8 protein-coding genes, 21 tRNA genes and 2 rRNA genes are annotated in these 18,632 nt (G+C 46.5%); 29 read left to right on the top strand and 2 right to left on the bottom strand.

The window, feature by feature from the left end:
- The 28 genes from FZC78_RS02660 to FZC78_RS02525 all read left to right on the top strand — a co-directional run.
- Nucleotides 1-2,928 (top strand): 23S ribosomal RNA (locus FZC78_RS02660); the annotation flags it as partial.
- Nucleotides 2,929-3,285: 357 nt separating this feature from the next.
- Nucleotides 3,286-3,402: ribosomal RNA gene (gene rrf / locus FZC78_RS02655) — 5S ribosomal RNA — on the top strand.
- A gap of 8 nt (nucleotides 3,403-3,410) precedes the next feature.
- A tRNA-Val gene (locus FZC78_RS02650) sits at nucleotides 3,411-3,486 on the top strand.
- 115 nt (nucleotides 3,487-3,601) lie between these two features.
- Nucleotides 3,602-3,677, top strand: a tRNA-Thr gene (locus FZC78_RS02645).
- Between the two features lie 15 nt (nucleotides 3,678-3,692).
- Nucleotides 3,693-3,768 (top strand) — tRNA-Lys (locus FZC78_RS02640).
- 35 nt (nucleotides 3,769-3,803) lie between these two features.
- Nucleotides 3,804-3,888: transfer RNA gene (locus FZC78_RS02635), tRNA-Leu, on the top strand.
- A 3-nt stretch (nucleotides 3,889-3,891) separates the two neighbouring features.
- Nucleotides 3,892-3,966: transfer RNA gene (locus FZC78_RS02630), tRNA-Gly, on the top strand.
- A gap of 12 nt (nucleotides 3,967-3,978) precedes the next feature.
- Nucleotides 3,979-4,067: transfer RNA gene (locus FZC78_RS02625), tRNA-Leu, on the top strand.
- Nucleotides 4,068-4,081: 14 nt separating this feature from the next.
- A tRNA-Arg gene (locus tag FZC78_RS02620) sits at nucleotides 4,082-4,158 on the top strand.
- 7 nt (nucleotides 4,159-4,165) lie between these two features.
- Nucleotides 4,166-4,242, top strand: a tRNA-Pro gene (locus FZC78_RS02615).
- Nucleotides 4,243-4,259: 17 nt separating this feature from the next.
- Nucleotides 4,260-4,332: transfer RNA gene (locus tag FZC78_RS02610), tRNA-Ala, on the top strand.
- Between the two features lie 110 nt (nucleotides 4,333-4,442).
- Nucleotides 4,443-4,516: transfer RNA gene (locus FZC78_RS02605), tRNA-Met, on the top strand.
- A 6-nt stretch (nucleotides 4,517-4,522) separates the two neighbouring features.
- Nucleotides 4,523-4,599 (top strand) — tRNA-Ile (locus FZC78_RS02600).
- Between the two features lie 19 nt (nucleotides 4,600-4,618).
- Nucleotides 4,619-4,711: transfer RNA gene (locus tag FZC78_RS02595), tRNA-Ser, on the top strand.
- A 15-nt stretch (nucleotides 4,712-4,726) separates the two neighbouring features.
- Nucleotides 4,727-4,800, top strand: a tRNA-Met gene (locus FZC78_RS02590).
- A 36-nt stretch (nucleotides 4,801-4,836) separates the two neighbouring features.
- Nucleotides 4,837-4,913: transfer RNA gene (locus FZC78_RS02585), tRNA-Asp, on the top strand.
- A gap of 325 nt (nucleotides 4,914-5,238) precedes the next feature.
- A tRNA-Phe gene (locus FZC78_RS02580) sits at nucleotides 5,239-5,314 on the top strand.
- A 24-nt stretch (nucleotides 5,315-5,338) separates the two neighbouring features.
- Nucleotides 5,339-5,414 (top strand) — tRNA-His (locus FZC78_RS02575).
- A 10-nt stretch (nucleotides 5,415-5,424) separates the two neighbouring features.
- Nucleotides 5,425-5,498, top strand: a tRNA-Gly gene (locus FZC78_RS02570).
- A gap of 1 nt (nucleotide 5,499) precedes the next feature.
- A tRNA-Ile gene (locus FZC78_RS02565) sits at nucleotides 5,500-5,576 on the top strand.
- Between the two features lie 9 nt (nucleotides 5,577-5,585).
- A tRNA-Asn gene (locus FZC78_RS02560) sits at nucleotides 5,586-5,660 on the top strand.
- Between the two features lie 4 nt (nucleotides 5,661-5,664).
- Nucleotides 5,665-5,755 (top strand) — tRNA-Ser (locus FZC78_RS02555).
- A 9-nt stretch (nucleotides 5,756-5,764) separates the two neighbouring features.
- A tRNA-Glu gene (locus FZC78_RS02550) sits at nucleotides 5,765-5,836 on the top strand.
- Between the two features lie 601 nt (nucleotides 5,837-6,437).
- The gene (gene glgB, locus FZC78_RS02545) at nucleotides 6,438-8,390 is read left to right on the top strand and encodes a 1,4-alpha-glucan branching enzyme (RefSeq protein ID WP_148938111.1); all 1,953 of its coding nucleotides are present in this window, start codon (nucleotides 6,438-6,440) and stop codon (nucleotides 8,388-8,390) included.
- Entirely contained in the window at nucleotides 8,320-9,480 is a 1,161-nt protein-coding gene (locus tag FZC78_RS02540) for a glucose-1-phosphate adenylyltransferase (protein ID WP_148938110.1), read from the top strand. The genes glgB and FZC78_RS02540 overlap by 71 nt, the downstream gene beginning before the upstream one ends.
- A 30-nt stretch (nucleotides 9,481-9,510) precedes the next feature.
- Nucleotides 9,511-10,539: a sugar phosphate nucleotidyltransferase gene (locus tag FZC78_RS02535; RefSeq protein ID WP_148938109.1), complete on the top strand. Its 1,029-nt coding sequence runs from the start codon at nucleotides 9,511-9,513 to the stop codon at nucleotides 10,537-10,539.
- Nucleotides 10,536-11,987 carry a glycogen synthase GlgA gene (gene glgA / locus FZC78_RS02530; RefSeq protein ID WP_148938108.1) on the top strand — a complete coding sequence of 484 codons (1,452 nt, stop codon included), beginning with the start codon at nucleotides 10,536-10,538 and terminating at the stop codon, nucleotides 11,985-11,987. Before FZC78_RS02535 ends, glgA begins: the two co-directional genes overlap by 4 nt.
- On the top strand, nucleotides 11,977-14,385 hold the full coding sequence (locus FZC78_RS02525; RefSeq protein WP_148938107.1) for a glycogen/starch/alpha-glucan phosphorylase: 2,409 nt from the start codon (nucleotides 11,977-11,979) through the stop codon (nucleotides 14,383-14,385). Before glgA ends, FZC78_RS02525 begins: the two co-directional genes overlap by 11 nt.
- 124 nt (nucleotides 14,386-14,509) lie before the next feature.
- Here the strand turns inward: FZC78_RS02525 and FZC78_RS02520 are convergent, their stop codons facing one another.
- Nucleotides 14,510-15,265 (bottom strand): TraR/DksA C4-type zinc finger protein, encoded by a 756-nt coding sequence (locus FZC78_RS02520; protein WP_148938106.1) that lies wholly within the window; start codon nucleotides 15,263-15,265, stop codon nucleotides 14,510-14,512.
- A gap of 2,065 nt (nucleotides 15,266-17,330) precedes the next feature.
- Here FZC78_RS02520 and FZC78_RS02515 point away from each other — a divergent pair.
- Nucleotides 17,331-17,519: a hypothetical protein gene (locus FZC78_RS02515; protein WP_148938105.1), complete on the top strand. Its 189-nt coding sequence runs from the start codon at nucleotides 17,331-17,333 to the stop codon at nucleotides 17,517-17,519.
- A 31-nt stretch (nucleotides 17,520-17,550) separates the two neighbouring features.
- Here FZC78_RS02515 and FZC78_RS02510 read toward each other — a convergent pair whose 3' ends face one another.
- The gene (locus FZC78_RS02510) at nucleotides 17,551-18,471 is read right to left on the bottom strand and encodes a 1,4-dihydroxy-2-naphthoate polyprenyltransferase (RefSeq protein WP_148938104.1); all 921 of its coding nucleotides are present in this window, start codon (nucleotides 18,469-18,471) and stop codon (nucleotides 17,551-17,553) included.
- Nucleotides 18,472-18,632: the final 161 nt, after the last annotated feature.

The following is an 18,632-nucleotide window of genomic DNA, read 5'->3' as shown; positions in this document are numbered from 1 at the left end:
AAGGGCGCACGGTGGATGCCTTGGCACTAGGAGCCGATGAAGGACGGGACTAACACCGATATGCTTCGGGGAGCTGTAAGTAAGCTTTGATCCGGAGATTTCCGAATGGGGAAACCCGCTGCACGTAATGGTGCAGTATCCATACTTGAATACATAGAGTATGGAAGGCAGACCCGGGGAACTGAAACATCTAAGTACCCGGAGGAAGAGAAAGCAAACGCGATTCCCTGAGTAGCGGCGAGCGAAACGGGATTAGCCCAAACCAAGAGGCTTGCCTCTTGGGGTTGTAGGACACTCTATACGGAGTTACAAAGGAACGAAGTAGACGAAGAAGCTTGGAAAGGCTCGTCACAGAAGGTAATAACCCTGTAGTCGAAACTTCGTTCCCTCTTGAGTGGATCCTGAGTACGGCGGGACACGAGAAATCCCGTCGGAAGCTGGGAGGACCATCTCCCAAGGCTAAATACTCCCTAGTGACCGATAGTGAACCAGTACCGTGAGGGAAAGGTGAAAAGCACCCCGGAAGGGGAGTGAAATAGATCCTGAAACCGTGTGCCTACAAGTAGTCAGAGCCCGTTAACGGGTGATGGCGTGCCTTTTGTAGAATGAACCGGCGAGTTACGATCCCATGCAAGGTTAAGTCGGAAAGACGGAGCCGCAGCGAAAGCGAGTCTGAATAGGGCGAATGAGTATGTGGTCGTAGACCCGAAACCAGGTGATCTACCCATGTCCAGGGTGAAGTTCAGGTAACACTGAATGGAGGCCCGAACCCACGCACGTTGAAAAGTGCGGGGATGAGGTGTGGGTAGCGGAGAAATTCCAATCGAACCTGGAGATAGCTGGTTCTCTCCGAAATAGCTTTAGGGCTAGCCTCATGTAGTAAGAGTCTTGGAGGTAGAGCACTGTTTGGACTAGGGGCCCTCATCGGGTTACCGAATTCAGACAAACTCCGAATGCCAAAGACTTATCCATGGGAGTCAGACTGCGAGTGATAAGATCCGTAGTCGAAAGGGAAACAGCCCAGACCACCAGCTAAGGTCCCAAAGTATACGTTAAGTGGAAAAGGATGTGGAGTTGCTTAGACAACCAGGATGTTGGCTTAGAAGCAGCCACCATTTAAAGAGTGCGTAATAGCTCACTGGTCGAGTGACTCTGCGCCGAAAATGTACCGGGGCTAAACGTATCACCGAAGCTGTGGATTGACACCRTTWGGTGTCAGTGGTAGGAGAGCGTTCTAAGGGCTGAGAAGCTGGACCGTAAGGACTGGTGGAGCGCTTAGAAGTGAGAATGCCGGTATGAGTAGCGAAAGACAGGTGAGAATCCTGTCCACCGAATGCCTAAGGTTTCCTGAGGAAGGCTCGTCCGCTCAGGGTTAGTCGGGACCTAAGCCGAGGCCGAAAGGCGTAGGCGATGGATAACAGGTTGATATTCCTGTACCACCTCTTTTCCGTTTGAGTGATGGGGGGACGCAGGAGGATAGGGTAAGCGCGCTGYTGGATATGCGCGTCTAAGCAGTTAGGCTGGTGATGAGGCAAATCCCGTCACCGTGAAGGCTGAGCTGTGACAGCGAGGGAAATATAGTACCGAAGTTCCTGATTCCACACTGCCAAGAAAAGCCTCTAGCGAGGAAAAAGGTGCCCGTACCGCAAACCGACACAGGTAGGCGAGGAGAGAATCCTAAGGTGAGCGAGAGAACTCTCGTTAAGGAACTCGGCAAAATGACCCCGTAACTTCGGGAGAAGGGGTGCTCTGGTAGGGTGCAAGCCCGAGAGAGCCGCAGTGAATAGGCCCAGGCGACTGTTTAGCAAAAACACAGGTCTCTGCGAAGCCGTAAGGCGAAGTATAGGGGCTGACGCCTGCCCGGTGCTGGAAGGTTAAGGGGAGTGCTTAGCTGCTAAGCGAAGGTGCGAACCGAAGCCCCAGTAAACGGCGGCCGTAACTATAACGGTCCTAAGGTAGCGAAATTCCTTGTCGGGTAAGTTCCGACCCGCACGAAAGGCGCAACGATCTGGGCACTGTCTCAACGAGAGACTCGGTGAAATTATAGTACCTGTGAAGATGCAGGTTACCCGCGACAGGACGGAAAGACCCCGTGGAGCTTTACTGTAGCCTGATATTGAATTTTGGCACAGCTTGTACAGGATAGGTAGGAGCCTTGGAAACCGGAGCGCCAGCTTCGGTGGAGGCGTCGGTGGGATACTACCCTGGCTGTGTTGAACTTCTAACCCGCGCCCCTTATCGGGGTGGGAGACAGTGTCAGGTGGGCAGTTTGACTGGGGCGGTCGCCTCCTAAAGAGTAACGGAGGCGCCCAAAGGTTCCCTCAGAATGGTTGGAAATCATTCGCAGAGTGTAAAGGCACAAGGGAGCTTGACTGCGAGACCTACAAGTCGAGCAGGGACGAAAGTCGGGCTTAGTGATCCGGTGGTTCCGCATGGAAGGGCCATCGCTCAACGGATAAAAGCTACCCCGGGGATAACAGGCTTATCTCCCCCAAGAGTCCACATCGACGGGGAGGTTTGGCACCTCGATGTCGGCTCATCGCATCCTGGGGCTGTAGTCGGTCCCAAGGGTTGGGCTGTTCGCCCATTAAAGCGGTACGCGAGCTGGGTTCAGAACGTCGTGAGACAGTTCGGTCCCTATCCGTCGTGGGCGCAGGAAATTTGAGAGGAGCTGTCCTTAGTACGAGAGGACCGGGATGGACGCACCGCTGGTGTACCAGTTGTCTTGCCAAAGGCATCGCTGGGTAGCTATGTGCGGAAGGGATAAGTGCTGAAAGCATCTAAGCATGAAGCCCCCCTCGAGATGAGATTTCCCATCACTTTATGTGAGTAAGATCCCTGAAAGATGATCAGGTAGATAGGTCTGAGGTGGAAGCGTGGCGACACGTGCGCTGTCCTTAGTACGAGAGGACCGGGATGGACGCACCGCTGGTGTACCAGTTGTCTTGCCAAAGGCATCGCTGGGTAGCTATGTGCGGAAGGGATAAGTGCTGAAAGCATCTAAGCATGAAGCCCCCCTCGAGATGAGATTTCCCATCACTTTATGTGAGTAAGATCCCTGAAAGATGATCAGGTAGATAGGTCTGAGGTGGAAGCGTGGCGACACGTGCAGCTGACAGATACTAATCGATCGAGGACTTAACCACGAAATAACAGCGAAACTCGGAATRCTTTCTTCTTTCTTCTGACTCTTTATCTAGTTTTGAGTGAATAATTTTTTTGAGAAAACACTTGAAAAAAATAAATAACTCGTTATAATAGTACTTGTCCCTAAAAAGGACATTGTCTGGTGACTAAGGCGAAGAGGTCACACCCGTTCCCATGCCGAACACGGAAGTTAAGCTCTTCAGCGCCGATGGTAGTTGGGGGATCTCCCCCTGTGAGAGTAGGACGTCGCCAGGCTTTATAACGGAGGATTAGCTCAGCTGGGAGAGCATCTGCCTTACAAGCAGAGGGTCGGCGGTTCGATCCCGTCATCCTCCACCAAGTTTTTTACAAAGCGAAGCGGAGTAAATAAATCTCCTTTAAAAAACTTCAGTCTAAAAAATAAAGCGAATTAAAATAATACCTAGTAAATTGTTTCTTCTGAGACAAAATACTTGCCGGTGTAGCTCAACTGGTAGAGCAACTGACTTGTAATCAGTAGGTTGGGGGTTCAAGTCCTCTTGCCGGCACCACTTTCTAATTAGTACGAGCCATTAGCTCAGTTGGTAGAGCATCTGACTTTTAATCAGAGGGTCGAAGGTTCGAATCCTTCATGGCTCACCATAGTTTTTTGCCAGAGGCAAATGACTTTAAAAAATGCGGGTGTGGCGGAATTGGCAGACGCACCAGACTTAGGATCTGGCGCCGCAAGGCGTGGGGGTTCAAGTCCCTTCACCCGCACCATTCGCGGAAGTAGTTCAGTGGTAGAACACCACCTTGCCAAGGTGGGGGTCGCGGGTTCGAATCCCGTCTTCCGCTCCATACAGTTTCTTAGCCGGGGTGGCGGAACTGGCAGACGCACAGGACTTAAAATCCTGCGGTAGGTGACTACCGTACCGGTTCGATTCCGGTCCTCGGCACCAGAGATTATTTATATGCGCCCGTAGCTCAATTGGATAGAGCGTTTGACTACGGATCAAAAGGTTAGGGGTTCGACTCCTCTCGGGCGCGCCATTTATATCGGGGAGTAGCTCAGCTTGGTAGAGCACTTGGTTTGGGACCAAGGGGTCGCAGGTTCAAATCCTGTCTTCCCGACCACTTTCGAATAATTTTATGGGGCCTTAGCTCAGCTGGGAGAGCGCCTGCTTTGCACGCAGGAGGTCAGCGGTTCGATCCCGCTAGGCTCCACTTGATTTTTTTACGAAACGAAGTGAAGTAAAATAAATATCATTAACCTTGCGCAGCGAAGCAATGGATATTTAATTTGAAAACTTGGTAAAAGAATCTATTCATATCTTGGCGGTGTAGCTCAGCTGGCTAGAGCGTACGGTTCATACCCGTGAGGTCGGGGGTTCGATCCCCTCCGCCGCTACTTAATGGACCTTTAGCTCAGTTGGTTAGAGCAGACGGCTCATAACCGTCCGGTCGTAGGTTCGAGTCCTACAAGGTCCACCATCTTTTTGAATGATATAACGGAGGAATACCCAAGTCCGGCTGAAGGGATCGGTCTTGAAAACCGACAGGGGTGTAACAGCCCGCGGGGGTTCGAATCCCCCTTCCTCCTCCATATTTACTTTATCGTCGCGGGATGGAGCAGTTCGGTAGCTCGTCGGGCTCATAACCCGAAGGTCGCAGGTTCAAATCCTGCTCCCGCAATACAAGAGGCTTTCGCTTAATGCGGAAGCCTCACATGGTCCGGTAGTTCAGTTGGTTAGAATGCCTGCCTGTCACGCAGGAGGTCGCGGGTTCGAGTCCCGTCCGGACCGCCATTTTTAAGATATAGTGTTAGAACATTTACTATTGAACTCATAGTTCAAACTAAGAGGGTTTCGATAAGCAAGAAGGTCGAGGAAGCAACCGAATGAACACCGGAGTGCACTGACAGGTGCATGAGGATGTGAAAGAGGGTGCTGACGAAGAGATTCGCAGCTTAGCGATATTCAATGCAAATGAATTCAAACTAAGAGGGTTTCGATAAACGAGAAGGTCAAGGAAGTGACTGAGGGAATACCGGAGCGCACTGGAGGTGCGTGAGGATATGAGCGAAGGAACTGACGAAGAGATTCGAAGTTTAGCGGAAGCCGAAACCAGTATGGCTCAGTAGCTCAGTTGGTAGAGCAATGGACTGAAAATCCATGTGTCGGCGGTTCGATTCCGTCCTGAGCCACCACTATTTTAAAAAATGAATACTATGGCGATTGTGGCGAAGTGGTTAACGCATCGGATTGTGGTTCCGACATTCGTGGGTTCGATTCCCATCAGTCGCCCCATTTGGTTTTTGCGGGTGTAGTTTAGTGGTAAAACCTCAGCCTTCCAAGCTGATGATGAGGGTTCGATTCCCTTCACCCGCTCCATGGGCCTATAGCTCAGCTGGTTAGAGCGCACGCCTGATAAGCGTGAGGTCGGTGGTTCGAGTCCACTTAGGCCCACCATGATTTTTTTTCGCAGTAGCTCAGTGGTAGAGCTATCGGCTGTTAACCGATCGGTCGCAGGTTCGAGTCCTGCCTGCGGAGCCATATTGGAGAAGTACTCAAGTGGCTGAAGAGGCGCCCCTGCTAAGGGTGTAGGTCGGGCAACTGGCGCGAGGGTTCAAATCCCTCCTTCTCCGCCATCTACATACGGCCCGTTGGTCAAGCGGTTAAGACACCGCCCTTTCACGGCGGTAACACGGGTTCGAATCCCGTACGGGTCATCCCAAAGAGATTATCTTTTTAGATAGTCTCTTTTTTGTTTGTCCAGATTTTATAATTACAAGGATGTTCTCAGAATTATTGATTTTATCTTATTCTGGCTTCCAGGGCAGTTTCCTTTGATCTTAGAGTAAAGTGAATCTCATTTGAATCTCATTGATCATAGACATCAATTCATATCTATCCCTTCCTTTCAGCGCTGAATCTCCAAAATGAGAAATTGATTCAGTCAGAAATCCTCGCAGACCGCATCGCTACTCCACCATGAGAAATTAGTGCAGTTAGTTAGTAGCAGAGCATTCAATCACTATTCCAAGAGAGCTGCCACTCCATACAGAATCCTTGTAGTTCCGAGCAAATCTATTCCTCTCTCTCCAAAAAAGTTTCATTTCTCTCTCATTTTTTTATTTTCCCGTAAATAAGTTTCGACAAAAGAAGCCATATATTTGTATGTATACTGTTTAAATGTTTGCTGTAATGCTTATTAACCGCTTTTATTCAATTGGAATGTCGGATTTGTTCGAAAATTAACTAGAGGGATTCCTTCTAGTAAAGCGAAAGGTTAATATAAAATACATTTAAATTAAACTGCAGGTGAAAGAGATGAATGTCGTGATTCCTACTGATTTCAATATTCACTTATTCCATGAAGGGAATCTCTTTGAAGCCTACCGCATGCTGGGGGCACATCTTTATTCAAAGAGGGATAGTTACTGTACTTCCTTTTGTGTCTGGGCTCCCCAAGCTCGTTCTGTTAGTGTGGCAGGCAGTTTCAATGACTGGAACAGCAAAGGGTATGAGTGCGGGAAGGTTAATAAGGAAGGTATTTGGTTCCTTGAGGTTGATGAGGATCTTATCGGCCATACGTATAAATATGAGATCGTGACAGCAACTGGGGACATCCTGTTGAAGAGCGATCCTTTTTCCTTTTTCAACGAGCTCCGGCCGAATACCGCAAGTATTGTTTCTGATCTTGGCGGGTTCAAATGGACGGATGAAGAGTGGCTGATGAAGAAGAGTAAGGTTCCCTTGTATGATCAGCCGATGTTCATTTATGAGGTCCACCTTGGAACTTGGCGCAAAAAAGGTGAAGAGGAATTTTTGAGTTATCGTGAAATGGCTGCTGAGATTATTCCTCATGCTGTTTCGCACGGCTTTACTCATATTGAACTGCTCCCCGTGATTGAACATCCCTATGACAGGTCGTGGGGCTACCAGGGGACAGGCTATTTCGCTCCAACAAGCCGATATGGTTCTCCAGCGGATTTCAAGTTCTTCATTAATGAATGTCATGCACAAGGACTTGGAGTGATCCTGGATTGGGTCCCCGGCCATTTTTGTAAAGATGCGCACGGGCTTTATCGTTTTGATGGGTCCTTTGCGTATGATTATTCCCAGCCTCATGACCGTGAGAATTATACATGGGGAACGGCTAATTTTGATCTTGGCAAAGGAGAGGTGCAAAGTTTCCTGATTTCCAGCGCCCGATTTTGGATGGAAGAATATCATATTGATGGTTTCCGTGTGGATGCAGTAGCAAATATCATCTATAGGGCAAACCAGAATCAGAACAGTGTCAATGAAGAGGGAATTGCTTTTTTGAAGAAACTGAACAAGGCGGTTTTTGAATATGACCCTTACGCCTTGATGATTGCAGAAGATTCCACGGATTGGCCCGGCGTTACCTCTCCGGTCCATTATGGCGGTCTTGGATTCAATTATAAATGGAACATGGGCTGGATGAATGATGTGCTGAAATATATGGAATCTGATTCTGGCCAGCGCAAGGAAAACCATTCGTTGATCACATTTTCCCTATGGTACGCTTTCTCGGAAAATTTTATCCTGCCTTTCTCGCATGATGAAGTAGTTCATGGAAAGAAGTCACTGCTTGATAAAATGCCTGGTGACTATTGGCAGAAATTCGCGCAGCTTCGATTGCTTCTCGGGTTCATGACTGCCCATCCAGGGAAGAAACTTCTATTCATGGGATCAGAAGTTGCCCAATTCTCAGAGTGGAAGGACCTTGGGGAAATAGACTGGCATTTGCTGGAGTTCGAAAAACATCAAAAGTTTAACACATATCTAAAGGAACTTCTGCATTTATATAAAAAGTCGCCCTCATTATATGAGCAGGATCATCGTTCAGAAGGGTTTGAGTGGGTGGATGTAAGTAACTCTGCTCAGCAGATTTTCTCTTTTATAAGAAAAGGGGAACAACCGGAAGATCATATGCTGGTTCTCTGTAACTTCAGCCCGGCTGTTTACCATCATTATAAAGTGGGTGTCCTGAAAGCGGATGGATACAGGGAAGTTTGGAACAGCGACCATGATCGCTATGGAGGTTCGAATCAAATCAACCCGGAAGTATTATCTGTAATACACGAAGGTTACCATGGAAAACCATGTTTTGTGGAGATGACTATCCCACCGTATGCAGTAGTCTATTTGAGACCAATTCATCACAGGAAGGAGCGCATTAAATATGGCAAAGGCAAATTGTGTCGCAATGTTGTTAGCAGGAGGGAAGGGCAGCAGGTTAAGTTCACTGACTAAGAGCCTGGCGAAGCCCGCAGTACCTTTCGGAGGCAAGTACCGTATTATCGACTTTACGTTAAGCAACTGTACGAATTCAGGTATCGAAACGGTGGGTGTCCTGACTCAGTATCAGCCGCTTCTGCTGAACTCCTACATAGGAATCGGAAGCGCTTGGGATCTCGATAGGAAGAGCGGCGGGGTAACGGTTCTTCCGCCGTATGCTGAATCTTCAGAGGTCCGCTGGTACACTGGTACGGCAAGTGCAATCTTCCAAAACTTGAACTATATTGAGCAATTTGATCCTGAATATGTTCTCATCCTTTCGGGCGATCACATTTATAAAATGGACTATGAAAAAATGCTGGAGTACCATGTCAATAAAAAAGCGGATGTCACCATTTCTGTGCTGGAAGTTCCTTGGGATGATGCCAGCCGTTTTGGAATCATGAATACTTCAGAGGATTTTAGAGTTGTAGAATTTGATGAAAAGCCTCAATTTCCGAAAAATAACCTGGCTTCGATGGGAATCTATATCTTTAACTGGTCACTGCTGAAAGAATATCTTGAGATGGATGACCGCAATCCGGAATCAAGCCATGACTTCGGCAAGGATGTGATTCCTTTGCTGCTTGAAGAGAAGAAAAAGCTGATGGCATATCCATTCCAGGGCTATTGGAAGGATGTCGGCACGGTAAAGAGCCTGTGGGAAGCGAATATGGACTTATTGGATGATGACTGCGACCTCAATCTGTTCGACCATGAGTGGCGTATCTATTCGGTGAACCCTAATCAGCCGCCTCAGTATATTTCAGAGAATGCTGTGGTTGAAGGGTCATTAATCAATGAAGGCTGCTATATCGAGGGAACCGTCGACCACTCAGTATTATTTCAAGGGACAAGAGTGGAGGCAGGAGCCCATATCAAACAGTCTGTCATTATGCCTGACGCGGTTATCGGAAAAGGCGCTTATTTAGAAAAGGTGATTGTACCGCCGAATGTACGCATTCCGGATGGAGTATGCATCATTCCTGAAGAGGGATCAGACGAGGTCATCCTTGTCACAGAAACGTTCCTGCAATCATTCATGGAAGAAGAGGAAGTGCAATAAGAATTCATCTTAGTGACAGGGGGAGATCACATGAACAAATCTATGCTCGGGGTTATAGACGCAACCACTTATCATGAATCTTTGGAGGATTTACTAGTTAATCGTTCTTTGGCCGCAGTCCCGATTGCCGGCAGATACCGTCTGATCGACTTTATTTTATCCAATATGGTGAATTCAGGTATTCACAGCGTGGCCATATTTCCCAAGTATCAGTACCGGTCCCTGATGGATCATTTAGGGTCGGGAAAGAACTGGGATCTTAACAGAAAAAGAGATGGACTATTTTTTTTCCCGGCTCCCGCGGTGGATTCAGTAGACCAAGGGATGAGTTCTTTCAATCACTTCGCTCATCATATGGACTATTTCCGGAGAAGCAAGCAGAAATATGCCCTGATCAGCAATTGCAATACCATTTTCACGACAGATTTCAATCCCTTATTGAAGCGCCATATCGAGACCGGCTCTGAGATAACCAGGATGAATCAGCAGGATAAATCCATGGAGATTTATTTAATGGAAACGTCGATGCTGATCGATCTGATTGAAACACGAGGAGAAACAGGCTACACCTGCATGAGGGATGTTGTGGAAGACCCTGCAGGCAAACTGAGAGTCTGTGATTATCAGTACCTTGGCTATGTTGAAAGAATTCAGTGTATCCAAAGCTATTTCAATGCGAGTATGAATCTTTTGAAGTCCGAATGCTGGAAACAGCTTTTCCGAAAAGAATATCCGGTTCTGACCAAGGTGAAAGACGAACCTCCGACAAGGTATCAAAAAGGAGCATCCGTCAAGAATGCCATCATTGCCAATGGCTGCTTCATAGAAGGTGATGTAAAAGAGAGTACAGTGTTCAGAGGTGTTAAAATCGGAAGCGGAACGACTGTCTCAAACAGCATTATCATGCAAAAAAGCCAGGTTGGGAAAAATTGTGTACTAGAATATGTCATTCTGGACAAAGATGTGAAGATAGAGGACAATGTGAAGCTTGTGGGAAGCCCTGAGAATCCGGTTGTCATCAAAAAAGGAATGATTCAAGGAGCGTTGATGAACTCGTGAAAGTATTATTTGTTGTCTCGGAATGTGTCCCATTCATAAAGTCCGGAGGCCTGGCAGACGTAGCCGGCTCCCTCCCGAAGGAATTGAGAAGTCTTGGTACAGACGTCAGGGTCATTCTGCCGAAGTATCAGTCCATTGCGGAAGAATATAAAAGCAGTATGAAAAAGGTATGCGACTTTACTGTTTCTATTGGCTGGAGGGAACAATACTGCGGCATAGAGTCATTGGAAGTTGACGGGGTCACGTTCTATTTTGTTGATAATGAATACTATTTCAAACGTGATGGTCTGTATGGATATTGGGATGATGGCGAAAGGTTCTCCTTTTTCACTAAAGCAGTATTGGAAAGCTTGGAACACTTGAAGTTTTATCCGGAGATTCTTCACTGCCATGATTGGCACACTGGGATGATTCCTTTTCTGCTGCGCACCCACTATCAGTGGAGGAAAGGGTACAGCTTCATCAGGACCATTTTCACGATCCACAACCTTCAATTTCAAGGTGTTTTCCCTAAAGAAGTGATGACAGAGCTATTGGGGATAGAAGAGTCCTGCTTTCATCCTGAAAAGCTGGAGTTCTACGGAAACATCAACTTTATGAAGGCAGCTTTGATTTCAAGTGATTATATTACCACTGTCAGCCCGACTTATCGGGATGAAATATTGACAGCGTACTATGGTGAAAAACTCGAGGGTGTCTTGCGGGGACGTGCAGGGAGCCTTCAGGGAATATTAAACGGTATAGATGATTCTTACTATTCTCCGGAAGCAGGCGGCGAGACCATCCCTTTCACAAAAGAAATTCTAAGTGGAAAAAAAGAAAATAAGCTGCGTCTTCAGCAGAAATTCGGCCTCAAACAAAATCCAGAGGTGCCAATCATTTCGATTGTATCAAGATTGACTAAGCAAAAAGGGCTTGATCTGGTCAAGGGAGTCTTTCATGAAATCATGCAGGAAAATCTGCAATTCATCATTCTCGGTACAGGTGACCAGGAATTTCAACAATTCTTCAAAGAAATGGAAGGCATTTACCCGGAGAAGCTCAGAGTAACAATTGGATTTGATGAAGAACTGGCTAAACAGATCTATGCCGGAGCGGATCTCTTCTTGATGCCATCGCGGTTTGAACCATGCGGGTTGGGCCAAATGATTGCTTTAAGATATGGAACACTGCCTCTTGTCCGCGAAACAGGCGGGTTGAATGACACCGTTCAGTCTTATAATGAGGAAACAAGAGAAGGACATGGATTCTCATTCACGAATTTTAACGCTCACGATATGCTTTACACTTTAAATCGGGCACTGTCGATTTATCATACAGATCAAGAAACATGGAACCTTATCGTCAAAGAAGCAATGGGGATCGATTGTGGATGGGCCCAGTCCGCTTTTAAATATAATCGGTTGTATGCGAAAATTTCCTCCAGGAGTGAGAGCCATGTTTTCTGATGTAAATGATTTCAAAGAAGCTTTTCTGAAAAGGCTTGAAATGATGTACGGCAAAACCTTCCCTGACTCCACCCCTCGTGACCAATACTTTACGCTCGGGAATATGATCAGGGAGTATATCAGCATTAATTGGATCGGCACAAATGAACAGTATCGGTTCAACGGGCAGAAGCAGGTTTATTACCTGTCGATTGAATTTCTGCTCGGCCGTCTTCTGCGCCAAAATCTTATGAATCTTGGAATCTATGAAACGGTGGAAGCAGGGTTGAATGACCTCGGAATCGATCTTGATGAGATTGAAGAAGAGGAAGCGGACGCTGGTCTTGGAAATGGGGGATTGGGAAGGCTGGCTGCCTGTTTCCTTGACTCTTTGGCATCTCTTGATCTGCCGGGACATGGGTGCGGAATCCGTTATAAACACGGTCTTTTCGAACAAAAGATCGTGAAAGGATTTCAGGTGGAATTGCCGGAACAGTGGCTTCGGCATGGGCATGTATGGGAAGTAAGGAAGCCGGATCTTGCGGTGGAGGTGCTCTTCTGGGGAAGAGTGGAATCGTCTGAAGACAAAGGCCGCTGGAAGTTCAGACATGTGGATGCTGAAGCGGTGACCGCTGTTCCTTACGATATGCCTGTAGTAGGTTATCAGAATTCAACCGTCAATACCCTGAGGCTGTGGAGTGCGGAACCTTCTTCTTATCAAGCAGGCAAAGACATGATGAAACATAAGAGGGAAACAGAAGCGATCACAGAATTTCTCTATCCGGATGATACCCATGATGAAGGAAAGATCCTTCGTTTAAAGCAGCAGTATTTCCTTGTTAGTGCAAGTCTTCGTTCAATTCTTAGATCTTATTCTGCGAAAAAAAGGGATATCAGGGAGCTGCATGAATATGTATCGCTTCATATTAATGATACCCATCCGGTGCTGGCAATCCCTGAATTAATGAGGATCCTGCTGGATGAACATGGACTGGATTGGGACGAAGCTTGGGAAATCAGCACTAAGACGTTCGCCTATACCAATCATACGACATTATCAGAAGCGCTGGAGAAATGGCCGGTAAGGATATTCCAACCGCTGCTGCCGCGTATATTCATGATTGTGAATGAAATCAATGAGAGGTTCTGCCAAAGTCTTTGGAGTGCATATCCAGGGGACTGGGACAAAATAGAGCAAATGGCCGTCATATCTCATAATGAGATCAAGATGGCGCACCTGGCGATTGCAGGGAGCTTCAGTGTGAACGGTGTTGCTGCAATACATACCGAAATTCTGAAGCAGCGTGAAATGAATTTGTTCTATCAATTTTATCCTGAAAAATTTAATAATAAGACCAATGGGATCACTCACCGCAGGTGGCTCCTGAAGGCAAATCAGCCGCTGTCCAAGCTGGTGTCGAATGCCATCGGAAGCGACTGGATTTATGAGCCGGAAAAGCTGCAGAAGCTTAAAGAATTCAAGGATGACCGTATGTTCCTTGAAGAGCTGCATAATGTGAAAAAATATAAAAAAGAGCAGCTTGCCTTAAAAATTATGGAGCAAAACAGGATCGAGATTGACCCGGAATCGATTTTTGATGTGCAAATTAAACGTCTTCATGCTTATAAAAGACAGCTTCTGAATGTACTGCACATCCTTCATCTGTATAACCGTTTCAGGGAAGATTCGAGTTTTGATATGCATCCTCGAACTTTCATCTTCGGCGCTAAGGCTTCACCAGGATATTTTTATGCCAAAAAAATCATCAAGCTGATTGATTCAGTGGCGAAGCTTGTCAATAATGATCCTGTGGTGAAGGGCCGCATAAAAGTGGTGTTCATGGAAAACTACAGGGTGTCGCTGGCAGAAGATATCATCCCCGCCGCGGATATCAGCGAGCAGATTTCAACGGCAAGCAAAGAGGCTTCCGGTACCGGTAATATGAAGTTCATGATGAACGGGGCCCTCACTGTAGGTACGCTGGATGGGGCCAATATAGAAATCCTTGAAAAAGCGGGGAAGGAAAATATTTTCATTTTCGGCTTGACGGCAGAAGAGGTCATGAAGTATTACGCTGAGGGCGGGTACTATTCTATGGAATATTATCATCATGATGAACATATCCGGCAAGTGGTCAACCAGCTGATTGATGGGACACTGCCTGATGCAGCCGATCATTTTGAAGAGGTGTTCGACTCGCTGCTCGCTGAAAATGATCAATATTTTGTGCTGAGGGATTTCTCTTCCTATGCCTCTATTCAGGAAAAGGCAGGCAGAGTTTACGAAGATAGAGAAAAGTGGCTGAAGATGAGCTTAGCCAATATTGCAGAATCAGGTTATTTCTCCAGTGACCGGACCATTAAGCAATATGCCCGGGAGATATGGGGGATTGCCGGGAAAGAACTGCAGAGAAGGTAACAAAAGGGAAGCACCTGTATGTCGGGGCTTCCCTTTTGTTTTAATATGTAGGAGGCCGATTCCACCCGGCCTCCAAGTGTGAGTAAAGATATCTATGCATCATCAGGAATCTTAGCCTGTGACTTTACTTTTTCTTATCGGAGACGTAGCTGTCCCCTTTTTTATATGGAATATCTCCAAGTGGTGATTCTATTTCTTCCCGATCAAGATTTTCTTCGTACTTTTCCATCTTTTCATTTGGGACGACTTTCCTGTCCTTACCTTCAATGTCTGTCGCAGAGAAGGAGTCAATGTCTTCGGTGTTTCCGTCATTTGAGTTGACGCCATCCTGGTACATGGAATCATAATCCTCATAGGTGCCCTGAAAATCGGATGGGGTTTCAGAAGTCCCGTATCTTCCTGCTTCCTGGAAACTGTCCTGATAGTCTTTGACTTCATCACGGCGGCCTTTGATATAACTGTCATTCTTAGGCGGAGTGAGGATTTCTTCCTCTACGGGCCTGTCTCCTGCAAGAGATTTCTCCGGTGTATCCTCTACACAGTAAAGAGTAGTCGGCAGTACTTCCAGCCTTCCATACTCAATCTCCTTGCCGCATACCTTACATTTTCCGTAAGTCCCATCTTCCATGGCAGAAAGTGCTTCTTGTACTTTTTCCATCTCCGATTGAGCATGTTCATCAAGGGCAAACCCTTTTTCACGCTCATATAACTCTGTACCGAGGTCGGCAGGATGGTTATCGGCTGTATTTAATTCACCGTATCTTTCCTGCTCATTCTGATTGTGCAAGGTTTCCTTGTCATTATCCAAGTGCCTTTGCAGCTGTTCCTTCCGCTCAAGCAATTCATCTTTTAAGTTGCCAAGCTGTTTATCTGTCAACATCCGTTTCACGTCCTTTATTCCTGTTTTTATATCGATGTAAACATTTTAGTGTAAGGCTCTTTTCGTTAACTTTGTTGCTATCTGATACACATCCCAAAAAAACTAATCATAATTCATCTTAATAACCTGGTAATCATGAAAAGAAAAGAGCTGCTTTTCCCGATTAGAGAGAAATCTGTTAGTATCCGGGGATATCTGAAAGCAACAATCTATGCAAAAACAGCCTAGTGTCAAAAGTTACATTCATTTTCATGTATGTTGTACTTTATCCAATATGGCCGGGGAGGAAACATTATTTTGTTTATGGAAAACATTGAGAGGCTGAGAACAGGTGAATCACGGTTAGTTGTTTGATTGATTTTGGTACTTGGGAAAGAGGGTTACTGAGTTTTCTGGGGCAGTTGGCAAAGTGATTTTAAATGTGGCAGTTGTTGCTTTGGTGAGGGATATGTGTAAGTGCTTTTATGTTGGGGGTGTGTACCCAGAGAGGCGAGGTGGGTACATGAGTTAGTGGTTTTTGGAGTAGATGTGTACCCAGAGAGGCGAGGTGGATACATGAGTTGGGTAATGGAGCGAAGATATGTACCCAGAGAGGCAGGGTGGGTACATGAGTTGGTGCTTTTGGGAGTAGATGTGTATCCAGAGAGACGAGGTGGGTACATGAGTTGGTGCTTTTGGATGTAGATGTGTATCCAGAGAGACGAGGTGGCTACACGAGTAGGTGCTTTTGGGAGTAGATGTGTACCCAAAGAGTCGAGGTGGGTACATGAGTTAGTGGTTTTTGGTGAAGATGTGTACCCAGAGAGACGAGGTGGATACATGAGTAGGTGCTTTTGGGAGTANTTTGGTGAAGATGTGTACCCAGAGGGCCGAGGTGGATACATGAGTTAGTGGTTTTTGGTGAAGATGTGTACCCAGAGGGCCGAGGTGGGTACATGAGTAGGTGCTTTTGGATGTAGATGTGTATCCAGAGAGACGAGGTGGGTACATGAGTTAGTGGTTTTTGGTGAAGATGTGTACCCAGAGAGACGAGGTGGATACATGAGTAGGTGCTTTTGGGAGTAGATGTGTACCCAGAGAGTCGAGGTGGGTACATGAGTTAGTGGTTTTTGGTGAAGATGTGTACCCAGAGAGACGAGGTGGATACATGAGTTAGTGGTTTTTGGAATAGATGTGTACCCAGAGAGTCGAGGTGGGTACATGAGTTAGTGGTTTTTGGTGAAGATGTGTACCCAGAGAGTCGAGGTGGGTACATGAGTTAGTGTTTTTTAGTGTAGATGTGTATCCAGAGAGGCGAGGTGGATACATGAGTTAGTGGTTTTTGGAGTAGATGTGTACCCAGAGAGTCGAGGTGGGTACATGAGTAGGTGCTTTTGGGAGTAGATGTGTACCCAGAGAGACGAGGTGGGTACATGAGTTGATGCTTTTAGGTGAAGATGTGTATCCAGAGAGACGAGGTGGATACATGAGTTAGTGGTTTTTGGAGTAGATGTGTACCCAGAGAGGCGAGGTGGATACATGAGTTAGTGGTTTTTGGTGAAGATGTGTACCCAGAGGGCCGAGGTGGATACATGAGTTAGTGGTTTTTGGTGAAGATGTGTACCCAGAGGGCCGAGGTGGGTACATGAGTAGGTGCTTTTGGATGTAGATGTGTATCCAGAGAGACGAGGTGGGTACATGAGTTAGTGGTTTTTGGTGAAGATGTGTACCCAGAGAGACGAGGTGGATACATGAGTAGGTGCTTTTGGGAGTAGATGTGTACCCAGAGAGTCGAGGTGGGTACATGAGTTAGTGGTTTTTGGTGAAGATGTNTGTGTACCCAGAGGGCCGAGGTGGGTACATGAGTAGGTGCTTTTGGATGTAGATGTGTATCCAGAGAGACGAGGTGGGTACATGAGTTAGTGGTTTTTGGTGAAGATGTGTACCCAGAGAGACGAGGTGGATACATGAGTAGGTGCTTTTGGGAGTAGATGTGTACCCAGAGAGGCGAGGTGGGTACATGAGTTAGTGGTTTTTGGTGAAGATGTGTACCCAGAGAGACGAGGTGGATACATGAGTTGGGGGAATGGAGCGAAGATATGTACCCAGAGAGGCAAGGTGGGTACATGAGTTGATGCTTTTAGGTGAAGATATGTACCCAGAGGGCCGCGGTGGATACATGGTTGGTGAAATATATAGCAAAGATATGTATCGAGGAGAGAAACAGGGATACTTGTTTCCAAAGGAAGATGTGTTTTTCTCCTCAATTCAATAAGAAAGACCAGCCGGCAAAAGGCTGGTCTTCTTTAGATATAACTGATGAACAGACCGATTGAAAGCAGAAAACCAAAAATGGTATTCGTTTGCGCAGTTGCTTTCATGGCAGGCATCATTTGGATCGGCATCGTTTTTCCGATGAAGCCTTTATATGCTTTATAAGCTTTTGGAATGCTGACTAAACAAATTAGCAGCCAAGGGGTAAATGATCCCGCTAACACCAATCCGATGATCCAGATGTAGGAAAGTGCAAACATGGCACCCAGGAGGTTGATTGCTTTTTTTCTTCCAATAAGGATAGCGAGTGTCTTTCTTCCATTTTCTTTATCTCCGTCAAGATCACGTATGTTGTTCGCCATCAGGATCATGCCTACCAGGATAAAGATCGGGATGGAAATCAGTATGCTTGAAAGGGTCACTGTCCCTGTTTGGATATAGAAGGAAATCAATATGATGACAATTCCCATAAAGAACCCCGCTACGACCTCACCCAGAGGAGTGTAGGCAATTGGAACAGGTCCACCAGTATAAAAATAGCCTGCCGCCATGCAAACTAAGCCTATTACGGCGAGCCACCAGCTGCTGTTTGCACAGATGTATAAACCCAATAAGAATGCAATGCCGTAAAGGCCGAATGCAAGTCCTTTAACAGTGGAAGGCTTAACCCCGTTGCGGACAATCGCTCCGCCAATGCCGATGGAGTTCTCATTATCGAGGCCCCTGGCAAAATCATAGTATTCATTGAACATGTTGGTTGCGGCCTGAATAAGGATGCTGGCCGCCAGCATTGCTAAAAAAAGAAGCCAGTCAATTTCCCCGTATTGAACAGCCAGGGCGGTTCCCAGCAGGACGGGTACAAATGCGGCTGTGAGTGTATGCGGTCTGGTCAGCTGCCACCAGATACGCCAGCCTTTATCTGACTCCACAATATTGGACGTATAAGTCTCCATTTTTGTCTCTCCTTAATTGTGGAAAATAGTAAGGTTACAATTGCTTTACAGATTAAAGTTTAGGTAAAGGACTCAAAAGTGTCAATAACTTTTTCAAAAAGCCGGAAGGTGTTATTTTCCATAAGCCGCAAGGCAATACGTTCCGTTTTTCAAATGACGAA

Source organism: Rossellomorea vietnamensis (assembly GCF_008180415.1).
Taxonomy (GTDB): domain Bacteria; phylum Bacillota; class Bacilli; order Bacillales; family Bacillaceae_B; genus Rossellomorea; species Rossellomorea vietnamensis_C.
The sequence above is the reverse complement of the archived record's forward strand: the minus strand, read 5'-3'. Positions and strand labels throughout refer to the sequence as shown.